The organism is Sphingobacterium sp. SGG-5 (assembly GCF_011043525.1).
Taxonomy (GTDB): Bacteria; Bacteroidota; Bacteroidia; order Sphingobacteriales; family Sphingobacteriaceae; genus Sphingobacterium.
On record NZ_JAAKGO010000001.1, the window covers coordinates 22991 to 43694 of the forward strand.

General features: G+C 42.9%; 17 protein-coding genes. 5 read left to right on the forward strand and 12 right to left on the reverse strand.

What is annotated here, in order from left to right:
• Positions 1–7: 7 nt before the first annotated feature.
• From G5B30_RS00065 to G5B30_RS00095, 7 genes are all read right to left on the reverse strand, one after another.
• Entirely contained in the window at positions 8–2428 is a 2421-nt protein-coding gene (locus tag G5B30_RS00065) for a BACON domain-containing protein (protein WP_165317914.1), read from the reverse strand.
• A 23-nt stretch (positions 2429–2451) separates the two neighbouring features.
• The gene (locus tag G5B30_RS00070) at positions 2452–3348 is read right to left on the reverse strand and encodes an endonuclease/exonuclease/phosphatase family protein (protein WP_165317915.1); all 897 of its coding nucleotides are present in this window, start codon (positions 3346–3348) and stop codon (positions 2452–2454) included.
• Between the two features lie 20 nt (positions 3349–3368).
• The gene (locus tag G5B30_RS00075) at positions 3369–4847 is read right to left on the reverse strand and encodes a RagB/SusD family nutrient uptake outer membrane protein (protein WP_206366956.1); all 1479 of its coding nucleotides are present in this window, start codon (positions 4845–4847) and stop codon (positions 3369–3371) included.
• 33 nt (positions 4848–4880) lie between these two features.
• Positions 4881–8231: a TonB-dependent receptor gene (locus G5B30_RS00080; RefSeq protein WP_165317917.1), complete on the reverse strand. Its 3351-nt coding sequence runs from the start codon at positions 8229–8231 to the stop codon at positions 4881–4883.
• A 190-nt stretch (positions 8232–8421) separates the two neighbouring features.
• Positions 8422–9627: a FecR family protein gene (locus G5B30_RS00085; protein WP_165317918.1), complete on the reverse strand. Its 1206-nt coding sequence runs from the start codon at positions 9625–9627 to the stop codon at positions 8422–8424.
• Positions 9628–9708: 81 nt separating this feature from the next.
• Positions 9709–10275: an RNA polymerase sigma factor gene (locus G5B30_RS00090; RefSeq protein ID WP_165317919.1), complete on the reverse strand. Its 567-nt coding sequence runs from the start codon at positions 10273–10275 to the stop codon at positions 9709–9711.
• A gap of 20 nt (positions 10276–10295) precedes the next feature.
• Positions 10296–11315, reverse strand: a complete 1020-nt coding sequence (locus tag G5B30_RS00095) for a hypothetical protein (protein WP_165317920.1) — start codon at positions 11313–11315, stop codon at positions 10296–10298.
• Between the two features lie 277 nt (positions 11316–11592).
• On the opposite strand from G5B30_RS00095, the gene G5B30_RS00100 reads away from it, so the two are divergent.
• Positions 11593–12648 carry a lactonase family protein gene (locus tag G5B30_RS00100; protein ID WP_165317921.1) on the forward strand — a complete coding sequence of 352 codons (1056 nt, stop codon included), beginning with the start codon at positions 11593–11595 and terminating at the stop codon, positions 12646–12648.
• Here the strand turns inward: G5B30_RS00100 and purE are convergent.
• Genes purE through ffh form a run of 5 tightly spaced genes read right to left on the reverse strand, consistent with a single transcriptional unit; the run spans position 12643 to position 16787 of the window.
• Positions 12643–13146: a 5-(carboxyamino)imidazole ribonucleotide mutase gene (gene purE / locus G5B30_RS00105; protein ID WP_165317922.1), complete on the reverse strand. Its 504-nt coding sequence runs from the start codon at positions 13144–13146 to the stop codon at positions 12643–12645. The genes G5B30_RS00100 and purE overlap by 6 nt on opposite strands.
• A 14-nt stretch (positions 13147–13160) precedes the next feature.
• Positions 13161–14303, reverse strand: coding sequence for a 5-(carboxyamino)imidazole ribonucleotide synthase (locus G5B30_RS00110; protein WP_165317923.1), 1143 nt, complete (start codon positions 14301–14303; stop codon positions 13161–13163).
• Between the two features lie 3 nt (positions 14304–14306).
• Positions 14307–14825: an NADH-quinone oxidoreductase subunit B gene (locus tag G5B30_RS00115; RefSeq protein WP_165317924.1), complete on the reverse strand. Its 519-nt coding sequence runs from the start codon at positions 14823–14825 to the stop codon at positions 14307–14309.
• Positions 14822–15418, reverse strand: a complete 597-nt coding sequence (locus tag G5B30_RS00120; RefSeq protein WP_165317925.1) for an NADH-quinone oxidoreductase subunit A — start codon at positions 15416–15418, stop codon at positions 14822–14824. The genes G5B30_RS00115 and G5B30_RS00120 overlap by 4 nt, the downstream gene beginning before the upstream one ends.
• A 22-nt stretch (positions 15419–15440) precedes the next feature.
• The gene (gene ffh / locus G5B30_RS00125) at positions 15441–16787 is read right to left on the reverse strand and encodes a signal recognition particle protein (protein WP_165317926.1); all 1347 of its coding nucleotides are present in this window, start codon (positions 16785–16787) and stop codon (positions 15441–15443) included.
• Between the two features lie 248 nt (positions 16788–17035).
• Between ffh and bshA the strand changes: the two genes are divergently transcribed.
• Genes bshA through G5B30_RS00145 form a run of 4 tightly spaced genes read left to right on the forward strand, consistent with a single transcriptional unit; the run spans position 17036 to position 20556 of the window.
• Complete coding sequence (bshA, locus tag G5B30_RS00130; protein ID WP_165317927.1) at positions 17036–18169, forward strand: N-acetyl-alpha-D-glucosaminyl L-malate synthase BshA; 1134 nt, start codon at positions 17036–17038, stop codon at positions 18167–18169.
• A gap of 55 nt (positions 18170–18224) precedes the next feature.
• Positions 18225–18929 carry a UMP kinase gene (gene pyrH / locus G5B30_RS00135; RefSeq protein WP_165317928.1) on the forward strand — a complete coding sequence of 235 codons (705 nt, stop codon included), beginning with the start codon at positions 18225–18227 and terminating at the stop codon, positions 18927–18929.
• Between the two features lie 21 nt (positions 18930–18950).
• Entirely contained in the window at positions 18951–19514 is a 564-nt protein-coding gene (gene frr / locus G5B30_RS00140) for a ribosome recycling factor (RefSeq protein WP_165317929.1), read from the forward strand.
• 40 nt (positions 19515–19554) lie between these two features.
• Positions 19555–20556 carry a sugar phosphate isomerase/epimerase family protein gene (locus G5B30_RS00145; RefSeq protein ID WP_165317930.1) on the forward strand — a complete coding sequence of 334 codons (1002 nt, stop codon included), beginning with the start codon at positions 19555–19557 and terminating at the stop codon, positions 20554–20556.
• Positions 20557–20704: the final 148 nt, after the last annotated feature.

Sequence of the window (20704 nt, forward strand, 5' to 3'; positions counted from 1 at the left end):
TGATATCTTATTGAATATATTTAACAGATACGACACCTAAACGCATAGAAGTCCCCGTCATAGTCGATGTGATCACACCGTTCTCCGCTCCTGTTGCCGTTGCACATATACTACTCTTAGCTTTCATCTTCACATACACATTCGACTTATTCAATAAGGAAGTAGGAAGCTCAAAAGTAAAAGGCATCAGCCCCGGTGTCAAAAATGGACGATTAAGTCCCCAACCTACTAGCGGCCGTACGGCATACGTCGAATTGGGCAGCACAGTATAGGTTATTCCGTCCAATGAATATTCGATTTCCCAGTAAGTAGGGATATGGTTTGATCCATCACCACCAGAACCTCCTCCCATCGTAAAGTTCAATATCAATGACTGTGCACTTACGCCGGACGTTGAGAACTGTAAAACAAACCCCTCGCCTTTGTTTTCTGTAGCGTTCCACCATTTTACGCCTGTGTATTGAAAGCCATTATTATAAATCGTCTTTGAATCGGGATTCGAGTAGCAGACCGGATGAAAACCTGTACCTGAAGACGCCTCATTGACTGTACAGCTCAACGTAGCCGATGTTCCGATAAGAGGCAATATTTTACCACTTCCATCTTTATTAATCTGTCCTATAGCACAGGCGTTGGTACCGTTTACCATCCAGTTCCATTCCACCAATGTCTTGGCTATTGCCGAGCCATCGAGCTGTATATCGTTCGGATCCAGGGGTCTTATAGTGTAGCGGCCTACATTACCCTCTCCTCCACCATAACGAAGGAGTTTGGAATGCGTCAAGACGCCGGCAATTGTACCTGATCCTTGGGGCAGCGTATTACGTCCCCACGCTGCAGTAGCATTAACCAGCATATTAATATCCGAACCCTGCCTATCGTATACGTTTGTCGGAATCGCATCTGTATAAGGCCCAGTCGTGCCTTGTGTATTCCAAGCTGTCTTCATTACGTACCCCCTATTTACATTCATGTAGGTACCATACGGAACAGCAATAGAAACATCCCGTAATGTGACATATGTGTACATATCGACATCCGTCAGCTCTGCGATATACTTCAATTTACTCACGACATTGCTGGCTGTTCCGGCCTCATTTTTCACAATAGCACTGCTGGTCAGTCCTTTTATCGTATAACGTGTCGGATTCGCTTCCTTCTCTAGGGTCAAACCATCCAGCGAAATATTTACCTTACTATATCTCTTCAGTGTATTCTCATTTTTATCCGTAAATTTTAAGCGGAACCCATATTTGCCATCAACCGACTGTATATATGCCGTACGATAAGTTTCATCGAGATCTATGGCATTGAACTTCGTATTCGGGTTAGTCTCTATATTGGCATTACCTTCATCACTAACAACGATTGCCTGCAACACCTTCAAGGGCGCTACAATGGTCGTCGTACCCGATGGCATAGCGATAAGTGTTGTCAAATCTTCAGCTTTATAGTAATCATAATCTTCGGCCGATTGATAAACGTGATGGGTAAGCTGCACCAAATTCATGCCTTTGATAGCAAGACGGATATCTACATCTGCATTTCGCTCCAAACCAGACGTATTTTCACGCACGGCCAGAATCAAAAGGCTGTCGTTCGTCAGCGTGACTTCCTCTATCCAATCCGCTCCTTGATAGTAGGTAATATTCGTCTCCATTAATGGGAAGTGTACCCCCACATTGCTCTTCAATACAACCGTATCTAGTTTGGCACTCCTTGTTAAATAAGAGGTAGAGCCGTATTGATGAGCTAACATTGCATTATCCAATGATTGGTCAACATCGGTGAATGACGTCATTTCATTACCGAAGCCGTCGACAACCGTCATATAAATACGTACTGAGCGTTTACGTCCGGCAGTATTCTCCAACGCGTCGAAGATAAAACCATCTTCCGTCAACCGGGCATTGCTAACCCATTGTTCCGATGTCTCGTCATCATACAAATACTCGAAATCTACCTGATCGAAATCATACTTTAGATTGCTCAGAATTGGCAGTATTGTAGGCAGTCCGTTTTTTGGTACCACAAACTTGGTTTTACCAAAACGAACGGCGACGTCCAATCCTTTCTGAATAATGCGTATTTCCTGTCTTTCATTGCCTTTGCTTAAGATCAATGTTACACTTCGCGCTACACCGAAGTTTTGTGAGTAGGCAAATGTTATATCGGAATTTCCGTTTCCCTGTAGCTTATTGACAGATATCCAATCTACATCTTCTGCAAATGTCACATTCCAAGCGCCGTCGGCATATACCATTATATGGGTTTTGCCCTCTATAGCCTCAAGATGTAGTTCGTTGGAATTGACCGCCAAAGATAGATCCATATCTGTTTTCTTTTGACACTGCATGAAGAACGGAAGGATGAACAGAATCCCTGCCGCAATCTGTTTCAGGGTATATTTTGCTTTAAGTATTTTCATTTTTTTCCTTTGAATAACGCCAACTATTTTAATGAAACCTCCATATACATCGCCGGATGATCGGAATATTTACTGGTGAAATCATCGTAAATCGGATATGCTTTTCGAAGTTTCTGCAAAACCGGATCGGTAGTAAAGATGAAATCGATACGACTACCTGGATAGGTGAAATCATAATCTGCCGATCCATCTGCCCGAATACCGTGCAGATAGTGAATAGCATCCGTAAAGCCATCTTCATCAATCTGATCTGTTACCCAATAATTATGCGTAGCTTGATCAGGCATATAATCCTTTCGTGACCGGGAATTGAAGTCTCCTACCAATATCCAGTCGGACTCCTGCGGAAACTTACGAATAGTGCTGTCCAAAACAATATTGATTTCGTGCAATCGGTAATCGTTTCCTAAGCCGTCACCTTTCTCGTGCCAATAGGATTGCGGCCAAAGGTGGGTAACAACGATATTGAAATTGGTATCTTTCAATCGGGCAAAAATAGCTCCGTGAGACGTGTATAATGTAACTTTTCTCCGCGATTCTAAAGGGTACTTCGAAGTCAGTGCTACGGGATAATTATCGGTGGCCTTCACATTGGTAATTACGTAAGGGTGTCCCCATCGCGCAGCCAACTTCTCCAGGTCCCGTTGCCGAAAACCGTTGGCTTCCTGTATTGCAAATATATCCGGGTCGTAAGACTTTACCCATTCTACAAAATTATCATAATCGTTGGGTCTATCCGTTTTCATCCCTTCGAGGATATTAAAACTGACAATCTTGAGGTAATCGGGCAATACGATCTCTTCTGGCTTTTCCTCCTTAAGCGGTGGCGGATCTTTCTCCGTACAGCCTACAAATCCCGTAATAAGGCTAAATAACGCCCATATATATATACCAAAACGTATTATTTTAACAATCTTCATATCAAATATTTTAAAATCTTTTAATTCCTGCCATAATATTCATAGGCCTTATTGTCCAGATTATACTCCGATTTTACCACTTCGACATCTGGTATCGGATAGTATTCATGACAAGGGAGAATATTATTTTTCACCGAAATGTAATCGGTATAATCATACGTCATTTGATACCATATTCCCCACCGCACTAAATCATATTTGCGTTGGTATTCGCCTAACAATTCACGTGCTCTTTCTTTTTGGATTTCTTCGCGCAGCAAATCCCAGTTCCGGAATTCATAATCCATTGTACCCGCCCGGCTTCTAACCATATTGAGGTAACGGATAGACTCATTTTGGTCTTTAAGTTCCATGTAATTCTCCGCTTGCATCAATAATGCATCCGCATATCGAAACACCTTCTGGTTATTACCGTCAGCTGTATTGAACATCTCGAAAGACCAGAATTTCGGCCCTAACCAAGGTACTGTACCTGTACTGCTAAATGCCGCACCGTTGTATTCCCAAACCATATTCAGAGGTAAGCGCAGGTCTTCACTATCCCGACGCTGAACAGCTTGGAAGAAGTAATTATTAGGGCGTAAGGCTGTCCATGTTGTCGCCCTTGATCCCAGTTCGGGAATGTTAACCCCATCGTACTTACTGTCCGAATTTCGTATCGGCATACAGATCGCCGCCGCATTCGTCACCACCTGTAAACCCGTTTCAGAATACGTAAATTGCACTTCAAAAATCGATTCAGATGTATTTTTATTTTTGAACATAATATCCTCCAACGGATATTGGCTGAGATCTCCATAAATCACTTCCAACTCGTCCATAGCATCCCGCGCTACACCCCATTCCTTGTTCCATTGCGCAAGTTTTCCGATCAGCATCCATCCCATGGCTGCACCTGAGCGATTTCCGGCAATATCGTTGGTCCGTATTTGCGGCAGATAAGGCACATATTCCTGCAATTCTTCGATCAGATAATTTCGGGTATCCACAGCAGGCATCCTTCCAAGCTTCGAAATCCTATCCAGAACTGCCGCATCCGACACATCTTCTGTATAAAAAGGTACATCACCAAAAGTGGAGGTCAGAAACCAATAATAATAGGCACGCATGACAACTCCTTCGGCCAACAGGCGATTCTTCACTTCGTCCTCTAATGGTGATCGCTTAATTGCAGCAATAATTGAATTACAGTACATCACCCCCCTATATCCTTGTTGCCACATCGTGCTCCCAAAGCGTGGATTAGAGGGTGATATATCGAGCTGTGCATCTAGGGTGCCTGAAAAAATACGCATCAAATCTGTTACCCCTTCCATCGCTATAAGATATGTATAGTTGTAAATAGACCGTAAAGGAATATAGGTAGCATTGAGCCCGGAAATACATTGTGATTCCGTTAAGTAATAATTGTCTGAATTAACGAAGGACGACGGCTGCTCTTCAATAGAACAGCTCGAAACGAACCCAAACAAAAGAAATATAATTAGCAAACGTTTCATTTTCAAAAGCTTTTAAACACTATTACAATCGTATTAATATCTAATCTGTATCCCCCCAACAATCGTCCGAGGCTTCGGATAAGCCCCTATATCGACCCTTCGCAAAGTAGATGTGCTACTCTGTGACGACACATCCGGATCAAAGCCATTATATTTTTTCCATAAAAACAAGTTTTCGCCCGCCAAAGTCAACTGTATGTCGCGAAGTTTGTTGTTCGTCAGCTTACTAATGTCCCAGGTGTATCCCAACGCGATAGTTTTAAGCCGTACATAAGAAGCATCATAGACCATCCTATCCGACGTGATATTATCTACAGCTCCGGCACGAGGCAAGTCAGATGTTGGGTTACGGACCGGATGCCATGCATTGAGCATATAGGTATATTGATTAGTCATCACACCATTAGCCATCCACTGCTCCGAAATGTTATAAATTTTTCCACCAATAGAATAATTGAAAAATACGCCCAGAGTCAGGTTTTTGTACCGGAAGCTGTTCTGAAGACCTCCATATACAAAAGGATCCGAATTCCCTAAGTAAATTAGGTCATTTTCATTGAGTACACCATCATGGTCCTGATCTAGGTAGCGGGGTGCGCCTGGTGTATACATCGACGGAGCGGATGATACGTAACCATTGGTTATTTTATTCCTATCAACTTCATCCAGAGACTTCCACGTACCTCCATATTGAAACCCCCATAATGCATTAAGTGGATAGTCTTTCACGTAACCGTACATCATATAACTGTTATTGCCATTGGCATTATAGACGCCGACATAATCGAGGGTAGCTATATCTTCCACCATTTGCTTATTGTGAGAGATCGAAAATGTAGACGTCCATGAAAAATCTTGTTTATTGAAATTTCTCGTTTCAACACTTAACTCCACGCCCTTATTGGAAGTCTTACCAATATTAGCAAAGCGTGTATTATATCCTGTATGCCGGGGTGTTTGTACATCTAAAAGCAAGTCACTGGTATACGACAGGTAGGCTTCGAAAGTAATATTGACCCGTCTGTTCAGTAAGGCAATATCCGTGGCCACATTATACATATCTGTTTTTTCCCAGGAAAGCTCTTCACTGGCCAATCGGGACGGGTAAAATGCCACTGGTTGCGAACCGTCAAAGAGGTATCCACTTGTAGTAGATGCCAAAGCTGCTAACGAACGGTAAGAAGAAATCCCGTCATTTCCTGTTCGTCCCGCACTGGTCCGGATAGATAATTCATTTATCCAGTTCACGTCTTTCATAAAATTCTCTTCGGCTATATTCCATTTTAAGGCTGCCGACGGAAAAAAAGCCCATTTTTTATGAGCGGCAAAATTGGACGCACCGTCTCTTCTTCCTGTCACCGTCAAATAATATTTACTTTTATAATTATAGTTTGCTCTTGCCAGAAAAGATATAGACGACCGGGCATTATTACCAGACCCAGCTACGTAATTCTCTTTATCAGGGATAGCGTTCATATTGTTCCAGAGAATAGCATCCGACTGATATCCCTCACCTTGCAAGGTGAGGTTATCACTGCTGACCTTTTGACCAATGACGCCTAATGTAAAATCAAGGTGATGTGTATCTTCCCAATTCTTTAAATAATTCAGCGTTGTCTGACTCATGAGATTCGTTTCGTTAAATTCCCCTCTATAGGCCATACCGCCCTCATTTTCTGATTTCGCGGGCAGATTTCCGGGATCATACCGAAAGGTATGTCGCCCATAGGAATAATAATTCAGTTGGGAATTTATCTTCATATTCGGGAACGGTTCAATCTCGATATATCCTGTATTTGTGGAACTGACACGCTTCATATTCCGGATAACATCTAAGTCTAATATCGAGCGAGGCGAATTAAATTTTTGCCCTGAATACCATAAATCGTTAAAGTCGTCGTGTATCTTAATCAGTGGATTCAGGAAGATTGCACCACTCCACCAGGTCGCGCCACCTATGGACACCAAATTTTGATCTTCATCTCTGTTTGAATAGCTGTATTTATAGCCGACTTTCATCCAGGGAAACAACTGGTAGTCAATATTCAACCTACCTGTAAACCTCCCCAAACCACTTTTTTCCACAATACCCTGGGTATTGTCGTATGCAGCTGAAGCATAATAATTGGTCTTATTACCCCCACCGGCAAGGGAAAGAATATGATTATGGTAAGGCGCTATCCGTGTAATTTCCTCAACCCAGTCGGTTCCTTTACCAAGGGATAAGGGATCTGGGTAAGGGTAGGCCGATTGCGGTGTAGTTGGCCCTACTGAACCATAATCGTCGGATGTTGCAAAAAGAGCATAATCGTTTCTGTACTGGGCGAATTGGGAGGCATTCATAATATCCAACTTCCGCGGCAACTGAGAAAGCCCCGCGGTACTTTTCCATGTGATATTATCTTTTCCTTTTCGTCCTTGCTTGGTGGTAATGATGATAACGCCGTTACTTCCTCTTGTACCGTAAATAGCCGTGGCTGAAGCATCTTTCAATACGCTTACCGATTCAATATCTGCCGTATTGATATCGGAAAGGCTACTGATTCCGTCAATGACACCGTCTACCACGATGAGTGGCTCATTGGTGGCCGTGATCGAACGTGTGCCCCGGATACGGATCGATGTTGCCGCCCCAGGTTCGCCGGTAGAAGCCATAATGTCGGCTCCCGGAATACGTCCCTGTAACGCTATATCAACGGACAGTACGGGTGCATTCCGGATATCCGCCATCTTGACATTTACTACAGAGCCAGTGAGGTCTTTCTTTTTTACTTCACCATAGCCGATAACGACGACCTCATCTACATCGGTGACTTTCTCAGTCAGCGTCACCAGTACTGTTTTTTGCTCACGGACACTGATCTCCTGCGCTTCGTATCCAATAATAGAAAACGAAAGTACCGCCGGAAGCGTGCTGACTTTAATAGTGAATAAACCTGCATCATTCGTAACCGTCTGCTGGGTTCCGTTTCTATCTTTTACCGTCACATTCGCCACTGGTGCTCCCGTTGAGTTCTGTACAGCGCCTTGAACGGTTCTTTCTTGGATAGCATGGATCGTTATTGCAGGTTTTCTGCTCCCTGTTTTCATTTCTTTCTGTACCAGCACTATACTTTTATCCATCATCTTGTAATCCAAACCAAATTGAGGTAATACTGCCTGTAAGATTTGAATCGCTTCGGTATTCTGGAAATCCACATCGACTTTTGCCTGTGGAGACACTAAGCCCTGTGCATAGAAAATATTAAGCCCACTCTTTCGCTGTACTTCTTTAAGTAAAGTAGCAAGCGCAACTTGCTTACCCTTAACCGATATTTTTTGGGCAAAAGAAGATGCACTAACCTGGAAAGTAGCAACAAGCATAAGTATCCACGTCAACTTCATAAATAATGGAATTTTCAGTTTAGAATGGCAATAGGGATGGCATATCCCTAACCTTTTTTTTTCATACATTTGCAAATAGGTTGAGATTTGTTAACAGTTACATTTCAATCTTTCATGTCGTTAAGACATTATCTTGGCAGGGGCGGCTTCAACGCTCCTGCTTTTGAATCATGTCTTTTTACACCGCCAATCATTTCATGACAATGACCCTCCTTCCATCGACTTTAAACGTTACTAAGTTGGTCCACTCTATTAATTGTAACAATTGTTTAAAATTTTCAAAACGTGATATTGTACCAGTATACTTTACGGTGGAGAAATCCCCTTCATATTGTACGTCGATATCATACCAGCGCGAAATGTCATCCATTACCTTATAGATCGATGCTCCTTCAAACGCAAATTTCCCCTCTTTCCAGGCCACCGAGTAGAACGGTTCTACCGTTCTAACCGATAATTCTTTCGTGGATTTGGAAAAATTTGACTGTTGTGACGGCCGTAGATATTGCCGGCCCTCAAGGCCATTGTACTCCAGAGCAACCAACCCTTCCACCAAAGTCGTCGTAATATCGTTCTGATAACTATTGATATTAAAGCTGGTGCCCAGTACTTTTAACCGTTGCTGTCCCGTTTTCACGATAAAAGGAAGCTTTTTACCATTTTTGTATACTTTTTCGACCTCGAAGTAAGCTTCTCCCTCCAACTCGACTTCACGAACGTCCTTATCAAATGCTATTGGATACCGAAGCTTTGAATCAGCATTGACCCATACTTTTGTACCGTCGGGCAAGGCAAGACTGTATTCTCCACCTTTCGGAGTAATAATGGTGTTATATAGACTATGTAATTCCTTTTCATTTCGAAATTCGTAGGCAATGCTACCATCCTCCTGGCGATAAATCCGAAGCCCCTGATCCTGGAATACAGTATCCTTTTCTATCGTTGCTAACTCTACAAAACTGCCATCGTCAAAAACAATCCTCGCTTTGTTCGACCCTGGCTTAATGAGGTCATTATCGGTTAAGATCTTATCCTCACTCTGCCATTTGAGGAGAAAGACACCAGTTCCTACCAAAATAACCATACTGATACATGCAACCATTGCCACCCTAAACTGCTTTGCAGACCGCAGCATCCCACCGGATGATTGCCTTCCTCTGTCTTCATCGAAAGCAGGCTTCAGCCTTTCATCTTTCAAAATACGCCTAAACATCGGTTCTGCATTTACTTTTTCCTCATCGACAGGTAACGCTACAAAGGAATCGTCCCACACTTCCGAAAGAAGCTTCGCTCCTTCTGCAGTCTGAATGAAATCCATTAGAATTCGTTTTTCTTCGTCGCTAAGCTGTGCGTTGCGCGACTTGACGAGTAAATAATATAGCTGCTGTCTATCCACTGTTACCGCGGTTTATCAGGTTTTTTTATAGTTATAAACGAAAGCTAATCGAGAATGTACTAATAGGGAAGTAAATATTTTTTAAAAAAGGAAGAAATAGATTTTTTGTAGTTGCAGGCGTACCATTTTGGTTGCTAACAGAAGATGATTTTTCACAGTATGTCGTGATATATTCAACTGTTCTGCAATTTCCTGTTGAGCCAGATCCTCCATTTTACTCAAGCGATACACTTCCTGCTGCTGGGCAGGAAGTGTCGCCACAATTTGTTCGAGGATACGGTACAATTCCGTAAAATCTATCTGTTCTTCCGTGACACAGGAAATAGAAGTCCATTCCAGTTGTGCAGCCGATAGTCTGGAAGAATTGCTTAGCTGCTGCCTATAATGTGAAATACACAATCGCTTTGTAATAGTAAATAAATAGGGATAAAGATCACTTTCTGAGTGGATTTTATGTCTATTCAGATATAACTGTGTAAAGGCCTCTTGTGCTATTTCTTCAGCATCTTCCAAATGCTTACATTTAGAATAGGCATAACGTAACACAATCGGAAAAAAGTAATCAAACGCTTTCCGATAAGCTTTTTCATCTCCATCAACAAAACGCTGAAAATCTTCTTCGTGGAAAATATGCCTTGTTAATTTCATCCCTTTCTCTTTCTTTATATTCAGTTTTTCTCCTCTTCAAATTCAGCAACAGAAAATAAAGAAACATTGTCCAAAAACACCCTGTTGTTGCTTATTCCAGCATTTGTATTGGTCACAAACTCTATTTGAAGCGTAGCTGATAAAGGATTATTCTTTGGTTTATGGATCACAAAACTATAGTTCGAATCTTCCCACATTTTTGTTGCCAACAATGCAGACTGATAGTCAAAATAACCCAACTCAACCATCCGACTTGTGCTTCCATCTTCAAACTCACCGTTGGACAAATTGATAGTCAGCTTATTTTCATCCATTACTCCCTTACCTGAAATATAGGATACCGCATCAAAAGCCAACAGAAGTACACTGTCTCGTTCTAAAGACGAAACAATTGGCGTATATAAATCCGCCCCTATATCTGCTGAACCCAATTGAAGAAAGCCATTCTTTCCATATACAAATGCATGACTTTGATCTGGCAATATCGTGGATGTCCAACCAGATTGTTTTTGTGAAGTAGACCAATTACCTATCAGCATTCCGGCAGCAAGATCCAGCGGATTGGTATTGCCATACTTCAGCCAAGTGAAGTCTTCTGAAAACCGGGTTTCGTATCCCTGATATAGCCTTAGAAAGCTTCCTGTATATTTTTCCTGGTTGGTGATATTTAAAACACCCGAACGTATCGCAAAGCCCTCTATAAGAGGCAGCACTTCTAATATCACCCGTGTCGCATTTATTTCACTCAGATATTCTTTCTTATAGATGGTAACCCATTCTTCCAGTTCGGCGGTTTGGAAAGACAAATTGATATCTGAAGAAGAAAACACATACAATGTGTCCTTACCTCCTTCAATAGCCAGATCCAATTTAGTAATCGCATCGGCCTGATGCTCACTTATCGAAACGGTCAACGCACTTTGCATATTTTCTTCATTATCCTTGCTGCAAGCGCAAAACAAAATTATAGATAGTCCAATAATCGATTTTAGGGCAACACCCTTCTGTTCGCGAATATTATTCACAATTTTTCTGTTCATGATTCATTTAGTTTTCTACGAGTGGACCAAGACCCAGTAGAAAGCGACGCTGCAAATCTATACAAACTAACCCAATTTTCCTGTTAAATAGCCTTTAAGCTTATATTAAGATTAAAGGAAAAGTGTGTTAATATGTCAAAATATAGCAGTGGTTAGCATGTCATCATACTAAGATACAACTTTGCATAATAAAACCAAAAATAATTTGCATATCCATTTATCTATTTTAATTTTGGCATCATTGTAGTAGTCGGAGGAACTTTATCCAAATTATCTCATGGACAGCATTATCACTTTAATATTCGCCATAGGCACCTACACCGTCAATACACAGAGTGATGGAATTTATCTGGTCAAATTGAACCTTGCCGATAAAAGCGTCGAAATCGCACAAACGATCCCGGCAACGAACCCTTCTTTTATACAATATGTGGGCGACAATGCCATGCTTTACTATGTAGAAGAAGTGGGCAACAAGGTGGGCACAGTCAACGCTGCCCGTGTAGATTTCGGGGATCTGTCGGTAGAGAAGCTGTCTACCTTCATGACGCAAGGAAGTGCACCTTGCCACGTCGCCATCAGTTCTGATCTGCAAACGCTCATTGCTTCAAATTACAGCAGCGGGAATTTCACGACGTTCGGATTAAATAGCAACGGGGAGATCAATAGTGAATTGTCGCATTATACATTCAATGCCCATAGTTCACATCCCACAAGGCAGAAACAGTCACACATCCACTCGGCCTTTTACTCACCCGACGGCACAAATGTTTTTATACAAGACCTTGGTGGTGATGGCATCTATCAGTTTAAGGCCAATGCCATCATAAAGAATGAGCAACCTTATGTGACACATCAAATGCCGAAAGGGTCAGGTCCCCGGCATCTCGTTTTCTCCTCCAGCAACGAGTTTGTATATATCATCAACGAATTAAACGGCACGATCGATGTCTATAGACTAGACGAGAAGGGGTTTATCAAAAACCATGTACAAAATATTTCCACAGATGCAACCGAGGGGGACAACTTATGTGCCCATATCCGACTTTCTTCGGATGGACGTTTCTTATATGCCAGCAATCGGGGCACAAAAAACAGCTTGACAGTATATGCGGTCGCCCAGGACGGTACGCTTTCCTTAGCTCAGACTATTCCCAGTGCAGGCGAAGGGCCTCGCCATTTTGAATTTACACCCGATGAAGATTTCATATTGGTTGCCAACCAATACACCGACAATGTGACTATTTTCAGAAGAGATAAACAGAATGGACAACTCACTAAAATGGATATAGAAATTAAAATCCCTTCACCGGTTTGTATACAGTCTCTATAAGCCTTTTTCTACTTCTTTAGCAGCCTCTTCGACTTTTTCTTTTAAATCTTTCTTAAAGGCCAACAGATTATCGGCTACGGACGGATTACTTGTCCCGATAATCTGTGCAGCAAGGATTCCAGCATTTTTTGCGGCATTCAGGGCTACTGTAGCTACAGGAATGCCATTAGGCATCTGCAAGATAGACAATATCGAATCCCATCCATCAATAGAGTTGGAAGATCGGACAGGCACACCGATTACCGGCAGGTGTGTAATGGATGCCACCATACCCGGCAGATGGGCTGCACCACCCGCTCCAGCTATTATAACTCTCAATCCTCGACCCGCTGCTTTTTCAGCATATTCGAACATGCGATGCGGAGTACGGTGTGCCGAAACAACGGTTACTTCCAGACCTACTCCTAATTCTTTGAGAACATCTATGGCTTCTTGCATGACAGGAAGATCCGATTTGCTTCCCATAATGACGCCTACTTGCACGGCTTGTGAGTTCATATCTTTTTTGTGGATTATGCTTTTACTTTTAGTAGTTCCTGCACCTTTCGCGCATTCGCAATTGCAGTCTCCCGCTCCTGATGGATCACGCACACATGTCCCATCTTACGGAATGGCTTCGTATATTTTTTTCCATACAAGTGTACATATACACCATCTATGGCAAGTACTTCTTCCACACCCTCGTATTTCGCCAGCCCTTCATATCCCTCCTCACCCAATAAGTTAATCATAATAGCATTGGATATGGCAGCCGTGTTGCCCAGCGGTAAATTAAAAATTGCCCGCAGGTGTTGCGCAAACTGGGAGGTATAATTTCCTTCTATAGTATGATGTCCCGAGTTATGTGGACGCGGAGCCAACTCATTCACTAATATTTCACCTTCTTTTGTCAAAAACATCTCCACGGCCAACAAACCCACAATCTGTAGATCGTTGGCAATTTTCTTGGCGATATCTTCCGCCTGTTGCTGGATTTCAAAACTATAGGTGGAAGGTGAGATCAGGAATTCCACCAGATTCGCCTGGGGGTTAAACTCCATTTCGACCATTGGAAAGGTGGATATGTCTCCCCGATCATTTCGGGCGACAATCACGGCAATTTCTTTCTCAAAGTCAACAATCTCTTCCACAATACTGGGTTCTTCAAAAGCAGTTTCTAAATCCGTCGTGGTGTATATCATCTTCACACCTTTTCCATCGTAGCCATCCCGTCTCAATTTTTGAACATACGGCAGCTGCAAAGCCGTGTTGGCCAAGGCTTCGCTATTGGAAATCAGCTGAAAGGTGGAAGTCGGAATATCATTTTGTTTGAAAAACTGCTTTTGCATCCCTTTATCCTGAATGAGACGTATCACCCGTGATTGGGGATAGACCACTACACCTTCATCCTCCAAACGTTCCAGCGCGTCTACATTGACTTTTTCAATTTCGATAGTTATCATATCCAACCCTTTACCGAAATTGTATACCGTATCGTAGTCGTTTAATGCACCACATTCAAAATGATTACACAGTTTACGACAAGGGGCATTTTTGTCCGGATCCAGCACATGGATATTGACATTGTAATTAATCGCTTCCTGGATCAGCATACGGCCCAATTGCCCACCGCCAAGAATACCTAATTGCAATTCACCATAAAAATCTTTTGCCATAGTTTATTTCGTTCGTTCTTCTACCTCTTCCTCAAAATATTTTTGATGAAAGATGTGTTCTTTTTCTATTACTTTTTGTAGTTCTAAAAACGCACCAATCAAGGCTTCTGGACGTGGGGGACAGCCCTGAACGTACACATCGACAGGTATAATTTTGTCCACACCCTTGACCACATGGTAACCGTGCTGCCAATAGGGCCCTCCACAATCGGCACAGGAACCCATGGATATCACATATCGTGGTTCGGGCATCTGCTCGTACAACCGTCTGATCCGATCTGCCATTTTGAATGTCACCGTACCGGCAACAATCATTACATCCGACTGCCTAGGAGAAGGGCGCGGAAACACGCCTAACCGATCCAGATCATAAGTCGCTGCCATAGCACCCATCATTTCGATCGCACAACAGGCTATACCAAAACTTATTGGCCACATAGACGACAATCTGGCCCAGTTCAAGAGATCGTCAATCTTCGCAACGACCACTCCATCCGACTTTAATTGTTGCTCGATGCTCATGTACCTGGTTTTTTAAATTTAGGTCTAAATCCTAATTTTGGCTTCGCTGCCGGCTCGGCTGAAGGGACAGGATTATTATCCGGTGCGTCGGCAATAGCCCGATAGTCCCGGATCGCATACGATCTTTTATTCAAGGCATCATATACCGAAGCTGGAATAGAAACATCGACTTGAGGGACGACATGTGTCGTCTTCACCCAATTCAAAAGCCCGCGCTTCCAGACATAGACTAAGCCCAAGATAAGGATACCGATAAAAATCGCCATTTCCACCAATGTTAACCATCCCCATCGCGGGTCAGCAGCAATAAATTCCCGATTGCCGAATACCGTCGCCCATGGAAAAACAAAAATCAGTTCCACGTCAAACAACAGGAAGATAAGTGCAATAATATAAAAGCGGGGATTGAACTGTGTCCAGGAAGAACCGACGGTCTCCTCGCCACATTCGTAGGTACTCAGCTTGATTGGATTGGGCTTGCGCGGCGACACAAGTTTTGACAACAGTATCGTGACCGACACCAAGAGAATCCCTACAATTCCGATTAATAGAATGTATCCATAAGCTGACAACTGCGTGGGATGATCGTCCATAGCACAAAATTAACAATTATTTTTAAAAAGGTCTACCGCCCGGCATTTTCGGCATATTACGCATCATCTTTGCAGCCATAGCCGGATTCGACATCTGTTTCATGACTTTACGCATATCCATAAATTGCTTCAATAACTTATTGACCTCATTAATATCGGTGCCTGATCCTTTTGCAATACGCATTCTCCGCTTCTGATCAATTGAATCGGGATTTTCTCTTTCATAGGGCGTCATCGAATCGATAATGGCTTCGATCGGTTTGAAGGCATCATCTTCCATCTCCACATCTTTAAGTGCTTTTCCAGCGCCCGGAATCATACCGATCAGGTCCTTCATATTCCCCATCTTTTTAATTTGTTGAATTTGGGAACGGAAGTCGTTAAAGTCGAATTTATTGCGGCGGATTTTTTTCTGTAATTCTGCCGCTTGTTTTTCATCAAACTGCTGTTGGGCACGCTCCACCAAAGACACCACATCGCCCATTCCTAAAATACGGGAAGCCATACGGTCCGGATGGAAGACATCCAATGCATCCATCTTCTCGCCTGTTCCGATAAACTTGATCGGCTTATTCACCACAGATTTGATCGATAATGCCGCACCACCACGTGTATCACCATCCAATTTGGTCAATACCACACCCGAGAAGTCCAGTCTATCGTTGAAAGCCTTAGCCGTATTTACCGCATCCTGCCCTGTCATCGCATCCACGACGAAAAGAATTTCATGGGGCTGAGCAACATTCTTAACTGCTGAAATTTCAGTCATGAGTGCTTCATCGATAGCCAAACGTCCCGCAGTATCAATGATAATTACATTATTACCATTACGTTTACCCTCTTCTACTCCCGCTTTGGCAATGGCAATCGGATCGGTAGACTCCCTGTTCGCATATACCGGTACTCCTACTTGCTCACCCAAAACCTCCAGTTGGTCGATTGCAGCAGGACGATAGACGTCGCCCGCTACCAGCAGCGGCTTTTTACCCTTTTTATCTTTCAAATAATTGGCAAGTTTTCCGGTGAAGGTGGTTTTACCGGCACCGTTAAGACCAGCGATCAGGATGACGGTAGGGTTATGTGAAAGATCCAGCTCCGTAACGGCGCCTCCCATTAATTCCGTCAGCTCATCGTTCATGATTTTCGTCAACAACTGGCCGGGAGAAAGACTGTGCAACACATTCTGTCCCAATGCCTTTTGCTTAACGTCATCCGTAAAGGTCTTGGCAGTTTTATAATTCACATCGGCATCTAATAACGCTTTGCGAATTTCTTTCATCGTCTCTGCGACGTTGATCTCTGTAATATTTCCCTGCCCTTTTAATACTTTAAAGGCCCTGTCTAACTTGTCCTGAAGATTTGAAAACATATATCTATTCCTTAACCTTTGTTGTTAATCTGCAAAATTAGCTAAAATGCTTTGCATTCACGAACGCCTATCAAAAAAATCATCCATGAGTAATTAGACCGTGTAACCTTATAACTGTGTAACCAAAAAAATTTTGCACAAATATGGCAAAGCAATTGTCCGCTGCACTAAAGAATATGTGTATTTTGCGCCCGATTTAAGTATATTCACTTTTTGCTGAATTAAAAAACAACAAGTATAGCACACATATGAAAATAGGCATAGTTTGTTATCCCACCTTTGGTGGCAGCGGAGTAGTCGCGACAGAGCTGGGTAAAGGACTGGCATCCAAAGGCCATCAGGTACATTTCATCACCTATAGTCAGCCGGCACGACTGGATTTTTTTTCGGAAAATTTATTCTATCATGAAGTTTCGGTCTCCCAATATCCACTTTTCGATTTCCCGCCTTACGAGTCAGCGCTGGCCAGCAAACTGGTGGATGTCGTACGATTTGAACAGCTGGAGGTCCTCCACGTACATTATGCGATTCCACACGCATCAGCAGCCTACCTCGCTAAGCAGATCTTAAAGACCTACGGCATCAATATACCTGTCGTGACCACCTTACACGGCACAGACATCACCTTAGTAGGTCGGGATAAAAGTTTTAAACCCGTGGTTACCTTTTCCATTAATGAGTCGGACGGGGTCACTACGGTTTCGGAAAGTCTCCGACAGGAAACATCTACTTTTTTTGACATTACCCGCGAGATAAAAGTGATTCCCAATTTTGTCGACCTCCATCGCTTCGTCAACAAAAAGCGAGAGCATTTTAAGCGCGCTATCGCACCGGGCGATGAGCGGATATTGATACATACGTCCAACTTTCGGAAAGTGAAGAATGTCAGTGACGTCATCCGCATCTTTCACGAGGTGAACCAAAAAATTCCCAGCAAATTGCTGATGGTCGGGGATGGCCCCGAAAGAGGAAATGCCGAAGAGCTTTCCCGTCAGCTGGGGATTTCGAGCGAAATACGTTTTTTAGGCAAACAGGATGCTATCGAAGAAATACTATCGGTATCCGACCTGTTTTTAATGCCTTCCTCATCAGAAAGTTTTGGTCTTGCTGCACTAGAGGCTATGGCCTGTAGTGTCCCCGTCATTTCGTCCAATACGGGTGGTTTGCCCGAACTCAATGTACAGGGTATAACAGGATTTCTAAGCGACATCGGCGATGTGAGCGCCATGGCAAAAAACGCCATATATATCCTGGAAGATTGTGACAGACTGGGGAAATTCAAAAAAGCAGCCTATGAAAGAGCTAAAGATTTTGAGCTGGCGCGCATACTACCGCTCTACGAAGCCTGCTATCAAGAAGCTATAGATCCTATAAAAAAATAAAAACAAAATTATATCTTTGCCTTTTGGAAACACGCCAGAAACACGCAATAAGCAGATGAAATATAAACGTATCCTACTCAAACTTAGCGGTGAAGCCTTAATGGGCGATCAAAACTACGGTATCGACATCAACCGGGTTGCTCAGTATGCAAATGACATTAAAGAAATCCATGCACAGGGATTGGAAATTGCTATCGTCATCGGCGGGGGCAATATCTATCGCGGCTTAAGTGCTGAAAAAGCGGGTATGGACCGTGTACAGGCTGATTATATGGGTATGTTGGCAACAGTCATCAACAGTATGGCTTTGCAAGATGCGCTGGAGAAAGTAGGATTGAAAACCCGTCTCTTGACAGCCATTAAAATGGAACAGATCTGCGAACCTTTTATTCGTCGAAGGGCGGTGCGCCATCTGGAGAAAGGCCGGATTGTTATCTTTGGTGCAGGTACCGGAAACCCTTATTTCACCACGGACACAGCAGCTTCCTTGCGTGCCATAGAAATTAATGCCGATGCGGTACTGAAAGGCACCCGCGTGGATGGTATATACTCGGCAGATCCCGAGAAAAACCCCGATGCTACCCGTTATGACAACATTTCCTTTACCGAGGTGTATCAGAAAGGACTGAATGTGATGGATATGACCGCTTTCACGTTATGTCAGGAGAACAATCTACCGATTATTGTATTTGACATGAATAAGCCGGGCAACTTGAAGAAATTGGCAAACGGAGAACATGTGGGCACAATAGTCAGCTAACGAACATAAACATATAGACATATGAACGAACTGATATCTTTAGAACTGGAAGATTGCAAAGAAAAAATGGTAAAGGCGGTAAGCCATACTGAATCTGAACTCACAAAAATACGGGCCGGCAAGGCTAATCCATCCATGCTGGACGGTATTCATGTGGATTATTACGGATCAGCGACCCCCTTATCGCAAGTGAGCAATATCAATACGACAGATGCACGTACGATTATTATCCAGCCTTGGGAAAAACCCCTTCTCGGTGCAATCGAAAAAGCCATCATCGACTCCAATATCGGACTGAATCCACAAAATGATGGCTCTATTATACGCTTGGTTGTCCCCCCTCTAACAGAAGAGAGAAGACGTGACCTGGTAAAAAAGGCAAAAGAGGAAACCGAAAAAGGACGTGTAGCCATCCGCAACATCCGTAAGGACGTCAACGAGTCCATTAAAAAACTAAAAAATGACGGCGCTTCCGAGGATGAAATTAAAACAGGAGAAGGTGAAGTTCAAAAACTGACTGATCTATATATTGCCAAAGTAGATCAACTGGCCGAGTTGAAAGAAAAAGATATCATGACGGTATAATTTTTTTTATATCTTTATTCCTTCAACAACGGATAAACCCATGTATACATCAAGAAGGGATTTTCTTAAAAACGTAAGTTTAGGGCTCGCCGGCACTTGGGTGGGCTCTTCTTTTTTGGCTTCCTGCCAAAATCTAACGAAATCTAAAGGCAACGGTCCTTTTGCAAATATCGGCCTCCAGCTCTATACCCTCAGAGATCTATTGCCGCAGGACACGAAATTGACACTGGAAACCGTAGCCAAAATCGGTTATAGTCATGTGGAGACATTTGGACTGGATCTTGCGACCGGAAAATATTGGGGAGCAGTAACTGTAGATGAACTCTACAAATTTCTCGAAGACAATGGATTGATATCCCACAGCGGTCATTACGATCTGTCAAAATATTTGAGTAAAAACCATGAGGACAAAGAAAGTATAGAGCAGTATATCGAAGCTGCGCACCGACTGGGGCAAAAGTATATCGTTGCACCTGTTCCTCCTATGTTCGATTTAAATAACCTGACGGTATCGGATTATCAATATGCTGCAGAACAGCTCAATAAGGCGGGCGAGATGGCAAAAAAAGCCGGTATTAAAATGGGCTATCATAATCATTTTTGGGAGTTTCGGAATTTTCCAAACGGTACCAAGGGGCTGGATATTCTCTTAGCCTATACCGAGCCGGAGCTCGTCGCATTTGAACTGGATATCTATTGGGCTGAGAAGTCGGGTATTAACCCGGTGTCTTACTTCAACAAGTTCCCAGGTCGCTTCCAACTGTGGCATGTCAAGGATATGGATCGTGCATATACAACGCCGGTCATCGGCGCCCCTTATGATACCATGCCATTGGATAGTATCGAGGCCAAAGAAGTGAAATTTGCCGAAGTCGGCAGCGGATCGATTGACTATATTCAATTGGTAAATAATGCCGAAAATGCCGGGCTTCAGTATGCTTTTGTCGAGCAGGATCAAATATACCTACCCAACAAGTTTGAAAGCATCAAGATAAGCTATGATTATGTGCAAAAGCATTTAGCGAAGCTTAGCATTTCATAGGTTAAAATAAAACTATCCTGCTGCTATTTTGTTATATCCTAAACGATAACAACATGAACAGAGCAATACAAATACCCTTAATGGCGTTGATCCTTTTGCAACTGAGCAGCTGCTCCGTGATTGAAGGAATTTTCAAAGCAGGCGTTTG

What these genes read in the sequence shown, in the direction of transcription:
- G5B30_RS00065 (WP_165317914.1), bottom strand. Translation starts at nt 2,428, where the DNA reads ATGAAAATACTTAAAGCAAAATATACCCTGAAACAGATTGCGGCAGGG.
- G5B30_RS00070 (WP_165317915.1), bottom strand. Translation starts at nt 3,348, where the DNA reads ATGAAGATTGTTAAAATAATACGTTTTGGTATATATATATGGGCGTTA.
- G5B30_RS00075 (WP_206366956.1), bottom strand. Translation starts at nt 4,847, where the DNA reads ATGAAACGTTTGCTAATTATATTTCTTTTGTTTGGGTTCGTTTCGAGC.
- G5B30_RS00080 (WP_165317917.1), bottom strand. Translation starts at nt 8,231, where the DNA reads ATGAAGTTGACGTGGATACTTATGCTTGTTGCTACTTTCCAGGTTAGT.
- G5B30_RS00090 (WP_165317919.1), bottom strand. Translation starts at nt 10,275, where the DNA reads ATGAAATTAACAAGGCATATTTTCCACGAAGAAGATTTTCAGCGTTTT.
- G5B30_RS00095 (WP_165317920.1), bottom strand. Translation starts at nt 11,315, where the DNA reads ATGAACAGAAAAATTGTGAATAATATTCGCGAACAGAAGGGTGTTGCC.
- G5B30_RS00100 (WP_165317921.1), top strand. Translation starts at nt 11,593, where the DNA reads ATGGACAGCATTATCACTTTAATATTCGCCATAGGCACCTACACCGTC.
- purE (WP_165317922.1), bottom strand. Translation starts at nt 13,146, where the DNA reads ATGAACTCACAAGCCGTGCAAGTAGGCGTCATTATGGGAAGCAAATCG.
- G5B30_RS00110 (WP_165317923.1), bottom strand. Translation starts at nt 14,303, where the DNA reads ATGGCAAAAGATTTTTATGGTGAATTGCAATTAGGTATTCTTGGCGGT.
- G5B30_RS00115 (WP_165317924.1), bottom strand. Translation starts at nt 14,825, where the DNA reads ATGAGCATCGAGCAACAATTAAAGTCGGATGGAGTGGTCGTTGCGAAG.
- G5B30_RS00120 (WP_165317925.1), bottom strand. Translation starts at nt 15,418, where the DNA reads ATGGACGATCATCCCACGCAGTTGTCAGCTTATGGATACATTCTATTA.
- ffh (WP_165317926.1), bottom strand. Translation starts at nt 16,787, where the DNA reads ATGTTTTCAAATCTTCAGGACAAGTTAGACAGGGCCTTTAAAGTATTA.
- bshA (WP_165317927.1), top strand. Translation starts at nt 17,036, where the DNA reads ATGAAAATAGGCATAGTTTGTTATCCCACCTTTGGTGGCAGCGGAGTA.
- pyrH (WP_165317928.1), top strand. Translation starts at nt 18,225, where the DNA reads ATGAAATATAAACGTATCCTACTCAAACTTAGCGGTGAAGCCTTAATG.
- frr (WP_165317929.1), top strand. Translation starts at nt 18,951, where the DNA reads ATGAACGAACTGATATCTTTAGAACTGGAAGATTGCAAAGAAAAAATG.
- G5B30_RS00145 (WP_165317930.1), top strand. Translation starts at nt 19,555, where the DNA reads ATGTATACATCAAGAAGGGATTTTCTTAAAAACGTAAGTTTAGGGCTC.